Raw genomic sequence first — 19,519 nt, 5'->3', positions numbered from 1 at the left:
TCTCATGAACAGTTTGATCGCCTGGTGGGCCCGCAATCGGGTTGCCGCCAACCTCGCCATGATCGGCATTCTTGTCGCCGGCGTAATCGGCTTCTTCAGCATGGAGCGGGAAATGGACCCACAGGTGCGCTTCCCAGGACTGGAGATTCGCGTCTCCTGGCCAGGTGCCGCACCTCAGGAAGTGGAGGAGCAGATCGTCGCGCGTATCGAGGAAGCGGTGAGCGATCTGGACAATATCGACTGGGTGCGATCCACTTCTTCCGAAGGTTTTGGTGAGGTGTATATCCTTGCGGAAACCACCGTGGATTTTTCCCGTTTCATGAACGATGTAAAAATCCGCGTGGACGGTATCTCATCGTTCCCCCGGGACATTGAACCGCCTCAGGTACACCAGTGGGTAAATCGCAACGAGTTTATCCGCGTAGCCGTGCATGGTGACCTGGGCGAGCGTGAGCTCAAGCGCCTCGCGGAGCAGTTGCGCCGCGAAGTGGCCACGTTGCCGGCCATCTCGGTAGTGGAACTGTTTGGCACACGCATGGAAGAGGTTTCCATCGAGGTCAGTGAGCAGGCGCTGCGCCGCTATGGTTTGACCTTTCAGGAACTGGCGGATGCCATTCGCGCAAATTCCATCAATCAATCTGCAGGCACCGTACGCACCGAGGTGGGCAGCTATCAACTGAAAGTGCGCAATCAGGCAGACAGCGAACAGGAATTTGCCAACATTATTGTGCGCCAGACTGCCGACGGCGGCACCATCCGTGTAGGCGATGTGGCAAAAGTGGTGGACGGTTTTGAGGACAACGAGATCCTCGCCACCCTCAACGGTGAACCAGCGGTTCTGCTGCAGGTCATGAGCACCGAGACCATGGACATCGTCACCGCCTCGGACTCCATTCGCAAATGGATTGCCGAACGCCGTGAAACCCTGCCTGCCGGTGCAGAGCTCACTCTATGGACAGATAATGCAGAAGACTTCAAGGGCCGTATGGAAACCATCAGCAGCTCCGCTTTTATGGGTCTGCTACTGGTACTACTGGTACTGATTTTCAGCCTGCGCCCCAAGGTCGCCTTCTGGGTATCTGTAGGCATCGGCACCGCCTACGCCGGCGCCTTTGTGTTATTGCCCACAGTGGGTGTATCCCTGAATATGCTCTCGACCTTCGCATTCCTGCTGGTGCTCGGCATTGTCGTGGACGACGCGATTGTGGTGGGCGAAAGCATTCACAGCGAGTCTCACAATCCGGAACATCAGAAATCCGGTGGCAGTCTGAGCGCGGCGGTACTGGGCACACAACTGGTGGCCAAACCAGTAATTTTTGCAGTACTGACCACAATCCTCGCATTTCTGCCATGGATTTTTATCAGTGGCTCCACCAGTGAATTCACCCGACACATCACCTGGGTAGTGATTCTGGCGCTGCTGTTCTCCCTGATTGAATCTCTGTTTATTCTGCCCGCGCACCTGAACAACCTGAAGCCGCAGACCGAGCCCGGTCGGTTTGGGCGCGTTCAGCAACGTATCGCCAATGGCATCGTGCACTTTGCACAAAACCACTACCGTCGCGCCGGTCAATGGGCGGTGGATCGCCGCTACCTTACTGTGAGTATTTTTGTTGCGGTAATGATGATTGGTTTCGGCGCCTTCGGCAGTGGCTGGGTCAAGAAAAGCTTTATGCCGGATATCGAATCTGATCAGATTATCGTGAATGTGATCATGCCGGAGGGCGCCCCTTACAGTCGGGCACTGGAAGTCCTCGCGCAGCTTCAGGATGCCGAAAAACGTCTCGAGGAAGAGGTCAATCAGCGCGCTGCTGAACAGGGAAAATCTGGAGAAGGCGCACTGATCGAAAACTGGTACACCCGCTCCCGCCGTGACAGCGTCATCGCCATTGTGCAACTGGCACCGCCGGAGACCCGTGAAATGTCGGCAAAAGATGCGGCGTTACGCCTGCGTGAACTACTGGGCGATGTGCCGGATGCAAAAGAAGTTTCCGTACAATACACCGCCAACAACAACGGCCCCGGATTCGAGCTTTCCATCCGCCACCCAGATCTGGACATCTTGCGGGAAGCCACATCGGACCTGGAATCCCAATTGCGCACCTACGAAAGCCTGTACGACGTACGCAACAATCTGGAAGGCGCCTCGGAAGAAATCCGTATCGACCTCAAACCCGGCGCCACCAAACTCGGTCTGACTCTGGCGGAAGTGAACCGCCAGGTACGCCAGGCCTATTTCGGAGAAGAAGTACAGCGACTGCCCCGGGGCGGCCAGGATGTAAAAGTCATGGTGCGCTATCCACTGGAATTGCGCCGCTCCATCGACAGCCTCAAGGACTTTCGCGTGCGCACCAGCGATGGCCGTGAAGTTCCTTTACTCGCTATCGCCGATCTGGAATATGCGCCGGGTATCAAACGTATTCAACGCTGGAACGGCAACCGCGCGGCGCGAGTAATGGCGGACCTGAAAGACGACGTGCGCGGTGACATCATGAAAGACCTGGAAGAAAATTTCTTTCCGGAATGGGAAAAGCGCTATCCGGGTATTGTGCGCGGGGCCGTCGGTCAGGCGGAAGGTGAGAAGCGCTTTATTGCCGAGGTACTCGGGTTGTACACCATGGCCTTCTTCGCCATGTACAGCCTGCTGGCGGTGGCGTTCCGCAGCTACTTCCAGCCGATTCTGATCCTGATTGCCATTCCGTTTGCCTTCGTCGGCGCAATTCTGGGTCACGGCGTAATGGGCATGACCATGGCGATTTTCAGCTACTTCGGCATCGCCGCAGCCGCTGGCGTCGTAGTGAACGACAACCTGGTGCTAATGGACCACTGCAACCGCCTGCGGGAAAAAGGCATTGAGCCACTCAAGGCTGTTGTCGAAGCCGGTGTTGCGCGCTTCCGCCCTATTCTGCTCACCACAGTAACCACCATTGTGGGCCTGTTGCCGATGATGCTGGAACGAAGTATTCAGGCCGCCTTTCTGCAACCGATTGTGGTGGCGCTGGCGTTCGGGGTGTTTGTGGCGTTCTTTGTTACGCTGCTGCTGGTGCCGGCGCTGTATGGGGTGGGAGTGGATATCAGTAATTTTGCCGCGCGCAGTAAAGCCAAAGTAACCGGAAAGCTGAGAAACAACCCGCAAGCTGCTCCCCCGGAAAGCTCTCTGCCCAGTTAAATAGACTGTAAACCTCAAATAAAAAGGCCCGCAGATTTATATCCACGGGCCTTTTTTATTGAGCACAATTTTTTCGGGGAACTTAGAAGTTTTCGGAAGTATTCTTAAAAACTTCACCGTCTTTCATGACAAATAGTACCTGTTCCAGAACGGATATATCTTCCAGCGGGTTTCCAGGTACCGCTACGAGATCCGCCAATTTGCCCTCTTTAATACTGCCCAGGTCATCCTGCTTACCCAGAAGTTGCGCCGCATTGATCGTGGAAGCCTGCAATGCCTGCAGCGGAGTCATGCCGAAGGTCACCATACGGGAAAACTGTCGTGCATTCTGACCATGGGGGTAGACTGCGGCATCGGAGCCAAACACCATTTTCACACCGGCATCCACCGCAGCGCGGAAACTCTCCCGCTGCTGGCCACCGACACGGCGCTCTTTTTCCAGACTTTCCGGCAGGATACCGGCCTTTTCGCCTTCGGAAAGAATGTACTCGGTGACGTAAATATCCATGGAGAGCACGGTACCGTGCTTCTTTGCCAGGCGGATGGTTTCCTCATCCAGAAAGCTGGCGTGTTCCACCGAATCCACTCCCGCACGAATCGCCGCATTGATTCCCGCAGTGCCATGGGCGTGGGCCGCCACACTGGTACCGCGGTTGTGTGCCTCGATCACCGCTGCCTGCATTTCTTCCAATGCCAATTGCTGTGCACCCGGCTCAGTGCCTTTGGACATGACGCCGCCAGTGGCACACAGCTTAATCAGGTCAGCGCCGTATTTGAAATTTTCCCGCACCTTGGCGCGCACCGCCCAGGGACCGTCCGCCACGCCGCCGCCCTCGGCTTTGTATTCGACGGGCAGCAAGTTGTTATCACAATGCCCACCGGTGATACCGATTGCCGGACCGGACACAAACAGACGTGGACCGGGAATATCGCCAGCATTGATCGCATCCCGCAGGGCCACGTCGGCATATCCGGAAGCCCCCAGGTTGCGCATGGTGGTGAAGCCGGACTCCAGGGAAATGCGCGCATTCTTCACGCCAGTGAGCGCTGAGCGTACGGTGGAGACCGCCAGGCGGCGGTAGCCGTGGGTGTGGGCGTCCCCGGTCAGGTGTACATGCATGTCCATAAGGCCCGGGATCAGGGTCGCGCCCGGCAGGCGAATGGCATTTTCAGGGACTTCGCCATTGGCGGTTATCGAGGTGATGCGATTGCCGTCTACGGTGATGATCGGGGCTTCGATGACCTTGCCGGTTTCCACGTCGATCATGCGGTCGGCGGTGATGTGGGTTGTGGCCAGGGCTTGGGTGGTGATTAGGGTTAGGAAAATAGCGGCGCAGCGCAATTTATTGGGACGAGACATGGGATCCCCAAGGTTTCAGTTATAAACATTGTCAGAGGTGTTTTACTGGCTTTTTGCCAGACGTGTCACCTTCCGGACAAATACAGGCAAATTCTGGGCCGGAAGCCGCTGCCGATTGCCACTTGGCTATACTCCGAATTCTCAAACCCGACTTGGAGCCCTGCCATACAGAAATACCTGCTCACAGCCGTTCTTGCCGCTCTCCCCTCTTTTACGATTGGTGTCTGGTATGGATATGAGAAGGGGTTGTTAACTTCCTCGTATATGACGCACCGGGTCGGATTGCGCTTTATGACGCGACCATAAAGTCAGAGGATCCTGAGGAATTGTTGAGATCTCTTGCTATTGGGCAGGCGAAATTGATGAAGAGTCTTGAGGGTGCGGGGCTTACTGCACCGGCGTTGCTGCCCTTGAATACGACGAAGGGGTTGGAGGTTAGTTACGAGGAGTATTTGCCGTTGGCGGAGGGGTATTTGGAGTGATTTTGGGCTCCGGTCGGGATGGACTTGAAACACGCTAGGGCGTGTTTCAACCCTTCGGGCTCGGCTGTGCCTCGGTCTTAACTTGCTTCGCGAGTTAATCGAACCGGAGGGTTCTCACCCGACCTCAACGTCGTTTAACGAAAAAGCCCGGCTTATAGCCAGGCTTTTTCGTTAAATGGCGGTGAGGGAGGGATTCGAACCCTCGATGCCTTTCGACATACACACTTTCCAGGCGTGCTCCTTCGGCCACTCGGACACCTCACCAAAACTGATTGTTGCGTTTCTTTCTGGAATTTTTCGAGCTTCCAGTCCGCACGCCTGCGTGCTCGTGATGCCCTTCGGGCATGGTCTCCGCGCTGCTGCGGCTCAGCCACTCGGACACCTCTTCAAATTGTCTTGCTAATCAGTAACATAGCGCCCCGATCAGCGAGCGCGCACTTTACAGAATGGCGGCGGCGGGTGCAAGTGTATTTGGCAAAAAAAGCCGCCAAGCCATTGGGTCTGTCAGGTTACTCGCCGGTCCAGTGGCTGAAGAAGTCTTGTGTGGCAAGGTCTGGGGCAGGCTTGGCGGGTTTAGCCGGGGTTCCCATATAGATGAAGCCGCTGATCTCTTCGTTGTCTGCCAGCCCGAGCCCCTTGGCCACCTGCCGGTTTTCTGCGAGGGCCCCGGTACGCCAGTAGGCGCCTATATTTTGCGCAAAGGCCGCGGTAATCATGGCCTGTACCGCGCCGGCGGTGGACATGCGCTGCTCGTTGAACGGGACTTTGGGGTGCTCCTGCAGGCAAGTGATCGCCACAACCACCAATGGAGCCCGGAGCGGCATGGCGCGGATGCGGTCTTTCTGGGCTTCGCTCAGGTCTTCCTGCTCAGAACTGGCCGACAGGTAGATCTCACCCAACCGGTTCCGGGCGGTGCCCTCTACTACCAGAAAACGCCAGGGGCGGAGATTCCCGTGGTCGGCAGCGCGGAGGGCCGCACGGAAGATATTTTCACGCTGAACACCTTCTGGCGCGGGCTCGGTCAATAACCCAATTGAAACCCGGTTGTGCAGTGCGTCCAACGCATCCATAAATGCCTCCTGAAAATTACATAAAACGCCGTGCACACCAAGATCCAGGGCTGCTCGGGCGGATCGCAGATTCTATCCTATTGGCGGACAAAAAATTATCTGAGACGATCGTCCGCATTCTGGCCGGATGGTCAATTAGCATCGCTTTCACCTACGGATAAGGGTAAACTTTGCGCCTGTCAGTGATCTAAGCCACGCATTTCCAATAGCGCATATCTTTACTGCGTTATTGGTGATCAAAAAATAGACGGGCACACTGAGAGCCGGCATTGATGCGGACGAGAAGAAAACAACAAGCTCCCATTTAACTCTTGCAGGAACGGTTGCCAACTGCCCCGTTTATTGCAGCACAGCTTTAATTAAGACCCAGCGTTCATGCAGAACCAGCCTGAAGAAACCAACAGCACAATCTCCGATTCCCGGTACCCGCTGTATTTTCGCGCTCTGATCTGTTTCGCGGCCTCCGGCACGCTTCTGAACAGTATCTCCTGGTCCTCCCTGTTTACACAGAGCGCCCTCCTGCCTCTGGGCATGGCAATCATACTGCTCGCTTACATTCCCCTCGCCTACCACATCAGCCGCCGGGCAATTCCTGATAACCACGAGGAAGTCCATCGCTGGCTGTCGTTTACTGACGCACTACTGGTCGGCATGGCAATGGCGCTTTCCAATTTCAGCCTGCTGCCAAGCCTGCTGTTCCTGACCATGGTGCAATTCAATGCGTTGACACTGGGCGGTGGGCGCAGCTGGTTTGAGCACAATACCGCCATGTTGCTCGGCGTGGGGGTTGGCTACCTGATACACCGCCCCGCCCTGGTGGTCAACGCGGACCTGAATATCAGTGCCGCCAGCCTGATCGGTGTGTTCACCTATTTCTGCTGTCATGCCTTTTATATGTTCAAGCAGATCTCCACCCTAAAGCGCGATAACGAGCAGCTGCAGAAAGAACAGCGCATCGCCAATCTCGCCAGTTACAAGCTGTCCCGCTACCTTCCCAAACGCCTGTGGCGTGCGGTAACCACCGGCAGGGAGAAAGAAATTGTCACCGAGCGCAAATTACTCACCGTATTTTTCTCCGACATCAAGGACTTCAGTCAACTGACCGAGGAGATGGAAGCGGAAACGCTGACACGACTGCTGAACAGCTATTTGACCGAGATGTCGCGCATCGTGGCCCATTATGGCGGCACCATCGATAAATTTATTGGTGATGCGGTGATGGTGGTATTCGGGGATGACCAGAGCAAGGGCCCCAAATCAGACGCCCTGCGCTGTGTAGCCATGGCGCTGGCCATGCGCAAACGTGTGCGGGAAATGATGCAGGAATGGTACGACCAGGGCATCTCCCACCCGCTGCAGATTCGCATGGGCATCAATACCGGCTATTGCACCGTCGGGGTTTTCGGCACCGCCGATCATCAGACCTATACGGTGATGGGGACTCACGTGAATCTCGCCGCGCGCCTGGAAAGTGCCGCAGAGCCCGGCGAGATTCTGATCAGCCATGAAACCTGGGCCATGATCAAACAGACCGTGATGTGCCGGGATAAGGGGCACATTACGGTGAAAGGCTTCAGCACTCCGGTCAAGGTGTACTCGGTTTCGGATCTGCGCAAGAACCTGGGTGGCCAACAGAGCTATCTGGAAGAACATGCGCCAGGCTTTGCGATGCACCTGGACCTGGAAAAAATCCGCAATTACGATAAAGAAAAAGTATTGAAAGCGCTTCAGAAGGCGCAGGCACAACTGAAGAGCAAGACCATTATTTAACGTCCAGGCAGTTGCTCCGCCTCGTGAACTTACTGTCGGGCAAAGCGCCCGGGAAAACAAATCTCTCCGGCCGATGTTCTCAAAGGATTGATATCCAGCCCACCCCGTCGGGTATAACGCGCGCACACAGTGAGGTGCTGAAAGTCTGCCAGCGCCTGCAGGTCGCAATAGATCCGCTCTACACAATGCTCGTGAAAATCCTGGTGTTCCCGGAAGGAGATGATGTAGGCCAGCAGTGCCTGCTGATCTAGCGCCGGCCCGGTATATTCGATACTCACGGTCGCCCAGTCCGGCTGGCCGGTGACCGGGCAGTTACTGCGCAACAGGTGACTGTAAAGAGTTTCCGCCACCGTCTCGCCACCGGCCACCAGTTTTAACAACCCCGCATCCGGCTGATACTGCCGGGCTTCGATATCCTGCTGGTCCAAACAGGTCCCAGCCGGGCGCTGCACTGCGAGCTCGGCATTTTCCACGTCATATAGGGTCACCGATACATCACTGCCTGCCGCGGCGCTCAGGTCCTGCTCCAGCACCCGGCGCACAGAGTTTTCGGACTCGAACTCGGTCTGATTCAGCGAGTTCAGATACAGCTTGAACGACTTGGACTCAATCATGAACGGACTGGAAGCCGCAAACCGGAAACGAGCCACGGCAACCTGAGGCACGCCCTTGGGGTTTAGCCAGGATAACTCAAAGCCCCACCACTCATCGGCGCCACTAAACGGAAGCGCCTCCCCATCCAGCCCCAATTGCGCACGGGACACAGCGCGGGGAATGGGATGCAGTAGTGTCGGATTGTATTTCGCTTCGTAGGTGGTCTCCTGCCCTAGGGGCAGGTTTTGCCAGTCTTCTCGGTTCATGTAATTTATTTAACCTTTCCGTTAGTGGCGCAGACGCTTACCGTGGCTCATTAAGTGCAAGGCCCACGCCGACAGCGCCGCAATAAACGCCAGGACACCGGCAAACGCCCAACCCACGTTGATATCGGATACACCCAGCACGCCGTAGCGGAAGGCATTCACCATATAGAGTATGGGGTTCAGCTTCGACAGCGCCTGCCAGAACGGTGACAGCAGATCGATGGAGTAAAACACCCCGCCGAGATAAGTCAGCGGTGTCAATACAAACGTCGGGATGATGGAGATATCATCAAAGCTGTTGGCAAAGATCGCATTAATAAAACCGGCAAGAGCGAACAGCACGGAAGTCAGGAACACAATCAGGATGGTAATGCCGATATGCTGCACAGACAGCGACGTAAACACCAGTGCGATCAAGGTTACGATCAGCCCGACAATCAGGCCGCGCGCAACGCCGCCAAGCACGTAGCCCGCCATAATCACCCAGTTGGGCGTGGGCGACACCAACAGTTCTTCCACACTGCGCTGAAATTTGGCGCTGTAAAAGGACGAAACCACGTTGCCATAGGAGTTGGTGATTACCGCCATCATGATCAGGCCCGGCACCACGAACTCCATGTAGGAATAACCACCCATCTCACCGATACGCTGACCGATCAGCGAACCGAAGATCACGAAATACAGGGACATGGTGATCACCGGTGGCACCAGAGTCTGCGGCCAGATGCGGGTAAAGCGGCGCACTTCGCGACGGAAAATGGTGGAGAAGGCTGTCCAGATTAATTGCGGGCTCATTATTCGGCCTCCTTATCCGCCGACGACGGCTGATTTTCAGCCAGCAGGGAGACAAACAGCTCCTCCAGCCGATTGGCGCGATTGCGCATACTGGTGACAGCAATATTCTGTGCACTCAATTGCGTAAACAGATCACTCAGAGACTGCCCCTTCTCGATGGTCACCTCAAGGCTGTGCTCGTCCAGCAGGCGCCCGTCAAATCCGCCAAAGTCCGGCGCCTTTTCCAGAGTCTCGCGCGTATCGAGAATAAACACTTCCCGACTCAGGGTTTTCAGCAGTGACTTGATGGAAGTGTTTTCGACAATATCGCCCTTGTCGATAATGGCGATATTGCGGCACAGGCTTTCCGCCTCCTCCAGGTAATGAGTGGTGAGAATGATCGTGGTGCCCTGGGCGTTGATTTCCTGCAGGAATTCCCACATGGAGCGGCGCAGCTCGATATCCACCCCCGCGGTGGGCTCATCCAGAATAAGCAGCTTGGGTTCGTGCAACAGCGCGCGCGCAATCATCAGACGGCGCTTCATGCCGCCGGAGAGCATCCGCGCCTGGGTACTGCGCTTGTCCCACAGCCCCAGTTTGCGCAGGTATTTTTCCGTGCGCTCCTCTGCCAGCTTGCGCGGCATACCGTAGAAGCCGCCTTGGGTGCAGACGATATCGAATACTTTTTCAAACTGGCTGAAATTGAATTCCTGCGGCACCACACCGAGCATCTGCTTGGCCGCCGGGAAATTGTCGTCAATATCGATACCGAATATGGACACACTGCCGCCGGTCTTGCGCACCAGGGAGCAGAGGATGCCGATGGTGGTGGACTTGCCCGCGCCATTGGGGCCAAGCAGGGCAAAGAAATCCCCCGGCTGCACATCAAAGCTGATGCCCTTGAGGGCTTCAAAGCCGTTGTCGTAGGTTTTCTGCAAATCGCGAATAGAAAGTGCGGCAGTCATAAAAAGTACTGAATCTGTAAAAGGTAGGCGCTATTCAACGCCTGCAGCGAAAACATTTCAACCGCGGGGTGGAAAGCACGGGAATTCGAGAAGCAGATTCGCCAGAAAACAGGCAAAAAAAAGCCGCTCATAGAGCGGCTTTTTATTTTGGAGCGGGAAACCGGGTTCGAACCGGCGACCTCAACCTTGGCAAGGTTGCGCTCTACCAACTGAGCTATTCCCGCAATCCTGTGGTAAAGCTGCCAGAGCAGCTTCACAGCATTGGCATCCCCAAGGGGAGTCGAACCCCTGTTACCGCCGTGAAAGGGCGGTGTCCTAGGCCTCTAGACGATGGGGACATAGAACATTCTCAATCTCTTGGAGATTGAGTTTGGTAATCTGGAAACCATCTTGCGATCAATTTCCTTTTTACCTGCTCACTCGCAATTGCCAGTGAACAAAAATTGGAGCGGGAAACCGGGTTCGAACCGGCGACCTCAACCTTGGCAAGGTTGCGCTCTACCAACTGAGCTATTCCCGCGTGGCATCCCCAAGGGGAGTCGAACCCCTGTTACCGCCGTGAAAGGGCGGTGTCCTAGGCCTCTAGACGATGGGGACCCAGAAGCTTCTTTCGGTGCCGCTGTTTCGGTGAAGAAAGATCAGCAGTGCCTCAGAAGTGGTGCGCATTCTATGGACGGGCCGGGGGGCTGTCAACACCCGATTGAAAACTTTTTTACAAATTTTTCCTTTCCATACAGGCACTTACATAACCTGTGCACAAAACCCGCAGAAATACCCCGTCAAATTGACCCACTATTACTGCGCCACCTGCACACCTTCAGCCACCCGTCGCTTCAGCTGCCCCATAAAGGTCCGGATGGTCTCAGCATTGCTACCCAGGTCACGACTGCCGGTGCGGGATGCTGAGCGCATGTCAACCCGGGTTGAGATGGAAGCCGGGGACGCGTCCATGTTGTTGGTGCTGTTCTTGTCACTGCCCTTTGCGGCATCGCTCCGCTCACCCTCCGGCCGAATCCGCACCACTACATCCTGGGTGATACCGAGAACCGGCGTTCGCACCACGGCTTCCAGCGTTCCTTTCCCGGGCTGAACCGCAATGATGCGCCACCCCAAGTCCCGGGCGATCACTTCGGCCTGCGCAATGACCTCCGCGGGCTTCGCAGTCAAAACCAGTGGTTTGATATCCCCATACGCGGGTGTTTTCTGCTGAATCGCAGCGGCTACATTTCCCGGATAGTCAGGGCTGTGATCCCCCTCTTTGCGCAGAGACAACAGCAGGTCAAACTGGGGCGGGTCTTTGAGGTCGGTAGAGATATCGTACAACGCGGGGGTGCTGAGGTTCTGCTGGCCCACCAGCAGCAAAGGCAGGGCTACGGGTATCACCCCCATCAACATGGCCCAGAGCGCCGCCGATCTCGCCTCTGTGTGGCGCCGAACCATGCCCCAGAGGAATACCAGCATGGACAACAGCGCCAGCCCGACCATGCCAAGCCCGAGGGCAGCAAACACGGTAAATGACGAATCCAGATGCAGCAGGCCCACCCGCACGGCGACGACCGTAAGCGCTATGAGGGTCAATAGCAGCCACTGGCAGCGGTACAGCCAGCGGCTCCAGTGCCGCGGACGACCGGATCGCAGCATGTTGAAACTCCCCTTCAGGCCCCGGCAAGCCCGCTATTCGGGTTTCTCATCCGGGTTCAGTTTTACCGACAGTGAATTAACACAATAGCGCAAGCCGGTCTCGGTCGGGCCATCAGGGAAAACGTGCCCGAGATGACAGCCGCAATTGGCGCAGACGATTTCCGTGCGCTGCATGCCAAGACTGTTGTCCACCCGCTCTTCCACCACCCCCTGCTCCGCCTCAGCATCAAAACTGGGCCAGCCGCAACCGGCGTCAAACTTGGATTCCGCATTGAACAGCAGCTTGCCGCAACAACGGCACAGGTACTTACCATCCTCGAAGGTATCCCAATACTCACCGCTGAATGGACGCTCGGTCCCGGCTTCCCGGCAAACGTGAAATTCTTCCGGTGTCAGGCGTTCGCGCCAGTAGTTATCGTCTTTTTCTTTTGCCATACTGTGACTCCTTTTTTGCCTGATAAGTCAGTATCCAGCGGCATTACCCTGCCCGGCACAACGCTTTGCGGCAGCACCCCAATCCCGGTGCCAACCCTTCGTCCGGCCGGTTACCCGCCAAGATGTAGCACAGCCTACTAGGTCCGAGCGTTTGGTAGAAACGATTTTGCCAGCCCGATGCCCAGCCGGACTTTCCGGTACCCGTGCTGTCGGAATGACGGAAATAAACCCTTAGCAACAAGCTCATACAAAGAACGCAGCAATGAAGGATATTCACAAGTCGGAAAAACTCCACGGGGTCTGTTACGAAATTCGCGGACCGGTGATGGAGCAGGCAACGCGCCTGGAAGAAGAAGGCCACCGGATCATGAAGCTGAACATCGGCAACCCGGCGCCCTTCGGCTTTGACGCGCCTGATGAAATCCTTCAGGACGTGATCTACAACCTGTCTCAGGCACAGGGCTATGTGGAGTCCAAGGGCCTGTTCGCGGCGCGCAAGGCCATCATGCACGAGTGCCAGGTACTCGGGGTGCCCAATGTGGATATCGACGATATCTACCTGGGCAACGGAGTGTCCGAGCTGATTTCCATGTCCACTCAGGCGCTGTTGAACAACGGCGACGAAATGCTGTTACCGATGCCCAATTACCCTCTGTGGATGGCCGCCACCAATCTCACCGGTGCTAAGGCGGTATTGTATCGCTGCGACGAGCAGGCCGACTGGCTGCCGGATATCGACGATATCAAATCGAAGATTACCCCGCGCACCCGCGGAATTGTGGTCATTAATCCCAATAATCCCACTGGTGCCGTCTACCCCCGCGAACTGCTGGAGCAGATTGTGGAAGTCGCGCGTCAGCACAACCTGGTGATTTTTGCCGACGAGATTTACAGCAAGATACTGTACGACGACGCTGAGTTTATTCCCATGGGCTCACTGGCCGAAGACGTGCTCTGCCTCAGCTTTAACGGTCTGTCCAAGTCTTACCGCCTAGCCGGATTCCGCTCCGGCTGGATGATTGTGAGTGGCGCCAAGCACCGGGCCAAAGGCTTTATTGAGGGCATGGATATACTCTCGTCCATGCGCCTGTGTGGCAATGTGCCAGCCATGTTCGCGGTGCAGACGGCGCTCGGCGGCTATCAGAGCATCAACGACCTGGTGTTACCCGGCGGCCGCCTGCGCAAACAGCGCGACCTCGCCTGGCGCATGTTGAACGACATCCCCGGGGTGAGCTGTGTGAAACCCAGGGGTGCGATTTACATGTTCCCCAAGATCGACCTGGACCGCCACAAGATAGAAAATGATGAACGTTTCGTGCTCGACTTCCTGCGTCAGGAAAAAATCCTGCTGGTACAGGGTAGCGCCTTCCATTGGGACGCACCGGATCACCTGCGGATTGTATTCCTGCCCCGCGCGGACGACCTGACCCATGCGGTGAGTCGACTGGGGCATTTCCTCGAGCGCTACTCAAGCTAACAGACCGTACACGGGAAATATGCTGGACGATCTACACATCCACGACTTTTACCGCGACGCGGGGAGAATACTGCTGGCGCTATTCCAGCAGTTTCCCGCACCGGCCACCATCTATGTGGAAGATATCGCCGGGCCGGATACGCCGGACGAATTCGGCCTGCACTCACCCCGCCACCTGGCCTGCCTCGGCGCCATGACCTGGTTGAAGGAATGCGGTTATATCAGCTTCACCCAGCTGGTGCGCCAGGAAGCAATTGAGGACGCCACCCTGTCCCACCGCAGTTTTCTACTGCTGGTGAGCCGGGGGGATGATGGAATGAGTAACGCGGAGAAACTGGACCAGGTGGTGCGCAGTGGGTCTTCTCCCCAGCTGGAAGGGCTGATAGTGGAGCTGATGCGCTCGCTCTAACGCTCTGTACCTTTTCTAAACCTGTAGGGTGGATAACCGAAGGGCATCCACCAAAATCCCACCGCAGTTGGTGGATGCGCTGCGCTTATCCACCCTGCGGGGTCGATCAACTTCTTTTGAATTTCACGTGCAGCATTTTCAGCGCTGCATCAGGATCGCTATCGGGAAAATCCGGATTTTGCGGCAAGCGAGCCACCACGGAGTAACCCGGGTTCGCTGCCTCGATCAGCCCTCTAAAAAAGTGCTCGCTGTGGGCGGGTGAATTCAGCACCAGCAGTAAATCCGCTTCATCGGCGAGACAAGCCGGCAACTTCTCCAGCAGCTTCGCATAATTGATATCTACCTCAAATGCGCCCCGCTGTCGTGTCGGTGGATCTACCACCGCCAGCTGGAAAGGGCCACTGCGGTCGTAGCGTTTAAAATCTCGCACGGCATCCCGGGCAACAAAGCGAATCCCCTTCATCGGCAACTGGTTGAACTGATGGTTCGCCTGTCCGCGTTTCAATACGCCCTTGTTCAGGTCGATATTGAGAATCTCCAGGTCGCCGGCTGCGCGCGCCACGACCGAAAACGCACAGGTAAACGAGAACAAGTTCAGCAGCTTCAGGTTTTCTACCTTGCCGGCTTTTTCCTGCACCTGTTGCTCCAGCCACTGGCGCCCGGGTTCGATATCCAGAAAAAAGCCCACATTCTGGTGATCAAAAGTCAGCGGGAATTTCAGATCACCTCGATGCGCTACCGGTGCTTCCACGGGCTCCCCGCAGTGCCACTCAATCGGGGACCTGCGCAAGTAGCGCCGCTGCACTGCCACCCCGGAGTACCCGACTGGTTGCGCCAGCGACCACAAGGCCTCGACCAGCGCGTCCTCCCCTTCGTACTCCTCGAACAGGGTCACGAGCATCGCCGGGTGATAGCTGTCCACGCAGACCCGGTCCAGGCCGGGAAAACAGTGGCCGCGGCCATGAAAGAGTCGGCGGCTGTCTGGGGTATCCCCCACAGCGGGGTCAGTCAATTTACTGCGCACTTCCTGCAGCAGGGGTTCCCAATTCAAGGTGTCAATCACTCACGGTTGTATTTGCGGGCACTTCACCACTGCCGTCGCCAGACAGAGGGTAAAGAATTTCGTCGCGGTAGCCGGTCACTACCCGTACAAAGCCACTCCAGGCTTCGTCCAGTTGCGGATCGCCGCTGTCGATCAACAGCGGGCGGCCACCCAGTTCGGTAATTTTGGTTTTGGTGGCGATCACCATCAGATTGTCGCGTCCGACGGCCTGCAATACCGATGGATTCAGTTGCTGGTTGCCGCGGCCAATCAGGTGTCCCTGGCCGCCGATGGCGGTGAGAATAATTTTTACCGGACGTTCACGATCATTCTCACGGTGCCGGGCAATCGCGTCATTGATCTGCGGTGCGCTCACATCTTTTTCCAGCAGCGCCCCTTGGCACCAGAGATCCACCCCCAGCAAGGTTCCATCACCACCGAGCTCACTCAATACAGCAAGGGTGGTGGATCCGGGGCCGAAAACGTAAAGCGTATCAGGGTCCAGCGCGTCTATTTCTTCAACAATTTGTGCGGCGATATCCGCAACCGCCAGCTCTTCCACCTCGCGCCCGGCATTTTTTACTGCCTGCAGAAAGTGGCCCTCTTCTGGCACCAGCAGGTCTCCGTAGTAGCGGGTACTTACCCTGCCCTCACGAAAAGACTTCTCGTCGATATCCCGCACCTCGTGCTGGTGCAGATCCACCAGTTCTCCGGCCATCAACCGGCGCAACACCTCACCGCCGGCACGGGGCGAAATGGCAAAACAGGCGGAGTGCATTTTGACACCGGCGGGAATACCCAGCACCGGGAAGGCATCGCCGAGGGCGTTGACCAAATTGCGCGCGGTGCCGTCGCCACCGGCGAAGACGATCAGGTCGGCACCGGCCGCGCGAATGGCCTTCGCGGCCCGCTCGGTGTCCTCTGGCGTCGAGCGATCACCTTCTGCCGTACCCACCACATCAACATTGAACCCGAGGGAGATCGCAAGCTGCTCCCCCATATCACCGGCGAAGGTGACAATCTGCAAGGCGCTACTGAATGGCTGTAGCGCAGCGAGTGCAATAGCTGCGCGCTTGTGTGACTGCGGCACAATACCTGCCGCAAGCGCGCGCTCCACGGTGTCGGCTCCGTCGCTACCTTTCAGCCCTGCGGGGCCACCGACACCGGCCCAGGGGTTGATGATGAGTCCGAGTTTTTTCAGTTTCACTTGAGCCCCAGGATGGCCAGTTGATTGCGGGTGGCATCGTCCAGATTGGGCGCTTGCGCCAGCTGGTAGTGGGAGAACTCCAGACGCTTCGGGTATTGCTTACGCAGGTGATCAAATGCAACTTTCATCGGTTCACCATCTGCTTCAGATTCCTTTGCAGCAGCACGCAGGTGGGCATCGTCTTCCCGTGGGTCATACATGGCCAGCAGCAGCTCGCGGATGGCGGCAAATCCCGATTGTTCCGTAACCAACGCCACGGCATCCGCTTGCGACGACTCAGCGGCAACCTCACCCGGCAAACCCAGGGCGCGGTCGAGCGCCTCGCGCACCATACGTGTGCCGGCCAGTTTTCCGTCGTGACTGTAACCCGCGATATGTGGGCTACCGAGATCCACCAAGTGCAGCAGATTCAGGTCTATGTCCGGCTCGTTTTCCCATACATCCAGAACCGTCGTGAATTTTTGCTCACGCTCGCACAGGGCCAGCAAGGCTTCGTTGTCGACGACGGCGCCGCGCCCCGCACTCATCAGCACGGCGCCGGGACGGATACATTCCAGAGCGCGACCATCCAGCATATGCAGGCTGGGATGCGGCCCATTTTTCACCAGCGGTGCGTGCTGACAGATCACATCCTGTTGCAGCACGATATCGAGACTGACGCTATCCGGGTTGTCGGTTTTCCAAGGGTCGTAAATTTTGCAGGGAATACCCAGTGCACGCAGCTTGCGCTGCAGGGTACCGCCAACATTGCCGCAGCCGATAATACCGAAGCTACGCTCGCGCCAGTCGATATTCAACGCCGCCAAGGCGCAAAATACATATTCCACAACGGAGTTGGCGTTGCAGCCGGGCGCCGCGCTCCAGGCGATGCCCCGCGCCTCCAGCCACGGGATGTCCAAATGGTCGGTGCCGATGGTACAGCTACCCACAAAGCGCACAGGCGTATTCGCAAGCAGCGCTTCATTCACTTCCGTCACAGATCGCACCAGTAACACATCGGCACCCATCAGCTGCTCCCGGCTTACTGTTCGTCCGGGAACGCGGGTAATGGTACCCAGCCCTCCAAACCACTGATCCAGACCGGGAATATTTTCGTCAGCGACTATGTTGAGGCGCGGTGTTTTTTGTGAACTCATCATCTATTGGGTGAAATCCATTGTGCTGGTAGAGGAGAACTCAAGCGGTTATACCCGCCCGCTCGGCGGACAATGTGCGTATAATTTTTTTCGCCAGCCCGGCGATACCGAATTCTTCTGCGAGCGCGATAGCGAAGTCAGGGTCAACCCCACCGCCACTTAAATCAGGCACTGTTACGTCCAGTGGTACGTCGTACGCTAACTGGGCCAACGCCAAAGACATCACAATCTGCTCGCGGTATTCCGCGATTTTTTCAACAAGCCTGGTTGCACCGCGTATGTTCAGTGTCGCAATTCTGTCCGGGCAGTCGATCAACTCTGCGACGGAGTCCACACCTCCCAGTAATTGCGCCGCTGTTTTCGGGCCGATGCCGGGTACCCCGGGGATATCGTCGACACTGTCACCAACCAGGGCCAGGTAATCCGCAATCTGCGACGGGCGTACACCAAACTTGGCAACGATTTCCCCGTCTCCAATATACTGGCCTGCGGCAAAGTCCCACAAAGCAGCGGCCCCGCGATCCAGTAACTGACCAAGGTCTTTGTCGCGGGTAACGATCAACGGTGCCGCACCCTGCTCCACGCAGATCCGGGTCAGGGTGGCGAGAATATCATCCGCCTCATAGCGGTCACTGGCGAAACTGACAATCCCCAGCGCTTCGGCCATTTCCCGGCAGGCAGCCAGCTGGAAGGCCAGCGCCTCGTCCGGAAGTACCCGGCTGCATTTGTAATCTGGATAGATCTCGTTGCGAAAGCAGCTGCCCAGGGACTCATCAAACGCACAGGCAATACCATCCGGCCGACTGTCCAGCAGATCGAGGAGGAAGTTGGTAAACCCGTACACCGCTTCGGTGGTATAGCCTGAGCGGCTTTCCCAGTTTGGCGGCAACGCGAAGTAATAGCGGAAGATATAGACGGAGGCATCCACCAGGTAGATCTGCTTCACCGGAGGTCCTCCAGCCGGTAGGACCCTGGCTGCAAGGGGTCCGGCTGCCGGAAAGCCGCTGCCAGGGACTGCGCAAACAGGCGCGCGCGCGCATTCAAACCCACCAAACAGTTGCGCTGCACCTGTTGCCAGATGTCATGCCTGAAGGAATCACTGGGGCCCAGCCCCGCATCCAGATTATCGGCACTGACCCGGAAGCTCATGCCGCAGGCTCGCGAGAAAATCCACTCCAGGGCCTGGGGCTTGACCTCCACACGCTCGAATTCGATCTGCTGCGCTTCACTACGCCCGTCCGGAGCATACCAGTAGCCGTAATCAGGAAGCTGCCGGCGCTGCTCACCGGCCACACACCAGTGAGCGGCCTCGTGCAAAGCACTGGCGGGATAATCGTAGGAGAACTCGATCCGATGGCACTCCCCCGGGGCCGTCGCCGGACGGTAAAAGGGTTCGGTATGGCCTCCAACCAGGCACGTATTCAACGCTTGCGGCGCCGCGAAGCAGTCATTAAATACCCTGACTATCCGTTCAGTCACGGTTGACTCAGGCGTAGGGGGCTCGTCCCTCTGCACTGGGTCAGAGTGGTACGAAACTTGCCTTTTTGGTAAAGCTGAGGCTGTATCTGGCAAAACGTGTGGTCACTGTCGTGTTAAATCACAGGCGGCACGCCCGGTTGGCGCGGACTATAGCAGTGCCGACGGGGGGATCAAGGCCGGCGGCCGGGAGCCCCGGCCACCCGAGCTCAAGAGCGGACACCGGGTCCGCAACCACAACTTACC

Annotated in this window: 16 protein-coding genes and 5 tRNA genes; 4 read left to right on the top strand and 17 right to left on the bottom strand. The window is 57.0% G+C overall.

The window, feature by feature from the left end:
• Positions 1-4: 4 nt before the first annotated feature.
• Positions 5-3,169, top strand: a complete 3,165-nt coding sequence (locus AAFH99_RS08995; RefSeq protein ID WP_406827547.1) for an efflux RND transporter permease subunit — start codon at positions 5-7, stop codon at positions 3,167-3,169.
• Positions 3,170-3,251: 82 nt separating this feature from the next.
• Here AAFH99_RS08995 and AAFH99_RS08990 read toward each other — a convergent pair whose 3' ends face one another.
• From AAFH99_RS08990 to AAFH99_RS08980, 3 genes are all read right to left on the bottom strand, one after another.
• Positions 3,252-4,529, bottom strand: coding sequence for an amidohydrolase family protein (locus AAFH99_RS08990; RefSeq protein WP_406827546.1), 1,278 nt, complete (start codon positions 4,527-4,529; stop codon positions 3,252-3,254).
• 658 nt (positions 4,530-5,187) lie between these two features.
• A tRNA-Ser gene (locus tag AAFH99_RS08985) sits at positions 5,188-5,275 on the bottom strand.
• A 245-nt stretch (positions 5,276-5,520) separates the two neighbouring features.
• The gene (locus tag AAFH99_RS08980) at positions 5,521-6,081 is read right to left on the bottom strand and encodes a nitroreductase family protein (RefSeq protein WP_043316879.1); all 561 of its coding nucleotides are present in this window, start codon (positions 6,079-6,081) and stop codon (positions 5,521-5,523) included.
• Between the two features lie 375 nt (positions 6,082-6,456).
• On the opposite strand from AAFH99_RS08980, the gene AAFH99_RS08975 reads away from it, so the two are divergent.
• Positions 6,457-7,851: an adenylate/guanylate cyclase domain-containing protein gene (locus AAFH99_RS08975; protein WP_406827545.1), complete on the top strand. Its 1,395-nt coding sequence runs from the start codon at positions 6,457-6,459 to the stop codon at positions 7,849-7,851.
• A 29-nt stretch (positions 7,852-7,880) separates the two neighbouring features.
• On the opposite strand, the gene queF is transcribed toward AAFH99_RS08975, so the two are convergent.
• From queF to msrB, 9 genes are all read right to left on the bottom strand, one after another.
• Positions 7,881-8,711, bottom strand: a complete 831-nt coding sequence (gene queF / locus AAFH99_RS08970) for an NADPH-dependent 7-cyano-7-deazaguanine reductase QueF (protein ID WP_406827544.1) — start codon at positions 8,709-8,711, stop codon at positions 7,881-7,883.
• A gap of 21 nt (positions 8,712-8,732) precedes the next feature.
• Positions 8,733-9,506, bottom strand: a complete 774-nt coding sequence (locus AAFH99_RS08965; RefSeq protein WP_406827543.1) for an ABC transporter permease — start codon at positions 9,504-9,506, stop codon at positions 8,733-8,735.
• Positions 9,506-10,450, bottom strand: a complete 945-nt coding sequence (locus tag AAFH99_RS08960) for an ABC transporter ATP-binding protein (RefSeq protein ID WP_043316890.1) — start codon at positions 10,448-10,450, stop codon at positions 9,506-9,508. The genes AAFH99_RS08965 and AAFH99_RS08960 overlap by 1 nt, the downstream gene beginning before the upstream one ends.
• Before the next feature lie 148 nt (positions 10,451-10,598).
• Positions 10,599-10,674 (bottom strand) — tRNA-Gly (locus tag AAFH99_RS08955).
• A gap of 38 nt (positions 10,675-10,712) precedes the next feature.
• A tRNA-Glu gene (locus AAFH99_RS08950) sits at positions 10,713-10,788 on the bottom strand.
• 106 nt (positions 10,789-10,894) lie between these two features.
• A tRNA-Gly gene (locus tag AAFH99_RS08945) sits at positions 10,895-10,970 on the bottom strand.
• A gap of 1 nt (position 10,971) precedes the next feature.
• Positions 10,972-11,047, bottom strand: a tRNA-Glu gene (locus tag AAFH99_RS08940).
• Positions 11,048-11,245: 198 nt separating this feature from the next.
• Complete coding sequence (locus AAFH99_RS08935) at positions 11,246-12,091, bottom strand: DUF1499 domain-containing protein (protein WP_043316893.1); 846 nt, start codon at positions 12,089-12,091, stop codon at positions 11,246-11,248.
• 33 nt (positions 12,092-12,124) lie between these two features.
• Complete coding sequence (msrB, locus tag AAFH99_RS08930; protein ID WP_043316895.1) at positions 12,125-12,526, bottom strand: peptide-methionine (R)-S-oxide reductase MsrB; 402 nt, start codon at positions 12,524-12,526, stop codon at positions 12,125-12,127.
• A 262-nt stretch (positions 12,527-12,788) separates the two neighbouring features.
• Here msrB and AAFH99_RS08925 point away from each other — a divergent pair, with 262 nt between their 5' ends.
• Entirely contained in the window at positions 12,789-14,003 is a 1,215-nt protein-coding gene (locus AAFH99_RS08925; protein ID WP_043316898.1) for a pyridoxal phosphate-dependent aminotransferase, read from the top strand.
• Between the two features lie 19 nt (positions 14,004-14,022).
• Positions 14,023-14,412 (top strand): hypothetical protein, encoded by a 390-nt coding sequence (locus AAFH99_RS08920; RefSeq protein WP_043316899.1) that lies wholly within the window; start codon positions 14,023-14,025, stop codon positions 14,410-14,412.
• A 106-nt stretch (positions 14,413-14,518) separates the two neighbouring features.
• On the opposite strand, the gene AAFH99_RS08915 is transcribed toward AAFH99_RS08920, so the two are convergent.
• From AAFH99_RS08915 to AAFH99_RS08895, 5 genes are read right to left on the bottom strand one after another with little or no spacing between them, the layout of a single operon-like run.
• Entirely contained in the window at positions 14,519-15,475 is a 957-nt protein-coding gene (locus AAFH99_RS08915) for a class I SAM-dependent methyltransferase (RefSeq protein WP_406827542.1), read from the bottom strand.
• Positions 15,468-16,661, bottom strand: a complete 1,194-nt coding sequence (locus AAFH99_RS08910; protein WP_406827541.1) for an ATP-NAD kinase family protein — start codon at positions 16,659-16,661, stop codon at positions 15,468-15,470. The genes AAFH99_RS08915 and AAFH99_RS08910 overlap by 8 nt, the downstream gene beginning before the upstream one ends.
• Positions 16,658-17,800 (bottom strand): 4-phosphoerythronate dehydrogenase, encoded by a 1,143-nt coding sequence (locus tag AAFH99_RS08905; RefSeq protein ID WP_406827540.1) that lies wholly within the window; start codon positions 17,798-17,800, stop codon positions 16,658-16,660. Before AAFH99_RS08905 ends, AAFH99_RS08910 begins: the two co-directional genes overlap by 4 nt.
• 37 nt (positions 17,801-17,837) lie before the next feature.
• A complete protein-coding gene (locus AAFH99_RS08900; protein ID WP_043316901.1) occupies positions 17,838-18,743 on the bottom strand; it encodes a 5'-3' exonuclease H3TH domain-containing protein in 906 nt (301 codons plus the stop codon).
• Positions 18,740-19,276 carry an elongation factor P hydroxylase gene (locus tag AAFH99_RS08895; RefSeq protein ID WP_043316904.1) on the bottom strand — a complete coding sequence of 179 codons (537 nt, stop codon included), beginning with the start codon at positions 19,274-19,276 and terminating at the stop codon, positions 18,740-18,742. The genes AAFH99_RS08900 and AAFH99_RS08895 overlap by 4 nt, the downstream gene beginning before the upstream one ends.
• Positions 19,277-19,519: the final 243 nt, after the last annotated feature.

The organism is Microbulbifer sp. ARAS458-1 (assembly GCF_045348205.1).
Taxonomy (GTDB): Bacteria; Pseudomonadota; Gammaproteobacteria; order Pseudomonadales; family Cellvibrionaceae; genus Microbulbifer.
The sequence above is the reverse complement of the archived record's forward strand: the minus strand, read 5'-3'. Positions and strand labels throughout refer to the sequence as shown.

Excerpts from the sequence above, each read along its gene's own strand:
- AAFH99_RS08995 (WP_406827547.1), top strand. The coding sequence starts at position 5 with ATGAACAGTTTGATCGCCTGGTGGGCCCGCAATCGGGTTGCCGCCAAC.
- AAFH99_RS08990 (WP_406827546.1), bottom strand. The coding sequence starts at position 4,529 with ATGTCTCGTCCCAATAAATTGCGCTGCGCCGCTATTTTCCTAACCCTA.
- AAFH99_RS08980 (WP_043316879.1), bottom strand. The coding sequence starts at position 6,081 with ATGGATGCGTTGGACGCACTGCACAACCGGGTTTCAATTGGGTTATTG.
- AAFH99_RS08975 (WP_406827545.1), top strand. The coding sequence starts at position 6,457 with ATGCAGAACCAGCCTGAAGAAACCAACAGCACAATCTCCGATTCCCGG.
- queF (WP_406827544.1), bottom strand. The coding sequence starts at position 8,711 with ATGAACCGAGAAGACTGGCAAAACCTGCCCCTAGGGCAGGAGACCACC.
- AAFH99_RS08965 (WP_406827543.1), bottom strand. The coding sequence starts at position 9,506 with ATGAGCCCGCAATTAATCTGGACAGCCTTCTCCACCATTTTCCGTCGC.
- AAFH99_RS08960 (WP_043316890.1), bottom strand. The coding sequence starts at position 10,450 with ATGACTGCCGCACTTTCTATTCGCGATTTGCAGAAAACCTACGACAAC.
- AAFH99_RS08935 (WP_043316893.1), bottom strand. The coding sequence starts at position 12,091 with ATGCTGCGATCCGGTCGTCCGCGGCACTGGAGCCGCTGGCTGTACCGC.
- msrB (WP_043316895.1), bottom strand. The coding sequence starts at position 12,526 with ATGGCAAAAGAAAAAGACGATAACTACTGGCGCGAACGCCTGACACCG.
- AAFH99_RS08925 (WP_043316898.1), top strand. The coding sequence starts at position 12,789 with ATGAAGGATATTCACAAGTCGGAAAAACTCCACGGGGTCTGTTACGAA.
- AAFH99_RS08920 (WP_043316899.1), top strand. The coding sequence starts at position 14,023 with ATGCTGGACGATCTACACATCCACGACTTTTACCGCGACGCGGGGAGA.
- AAFH99_RS08905 (WP_406827540.1), bottom strand. The coding sequence starts at position 17,800 with ATGATGAGTTCACAAAAAACACCGCGCCTCAACATAGTCGCTGACGAA.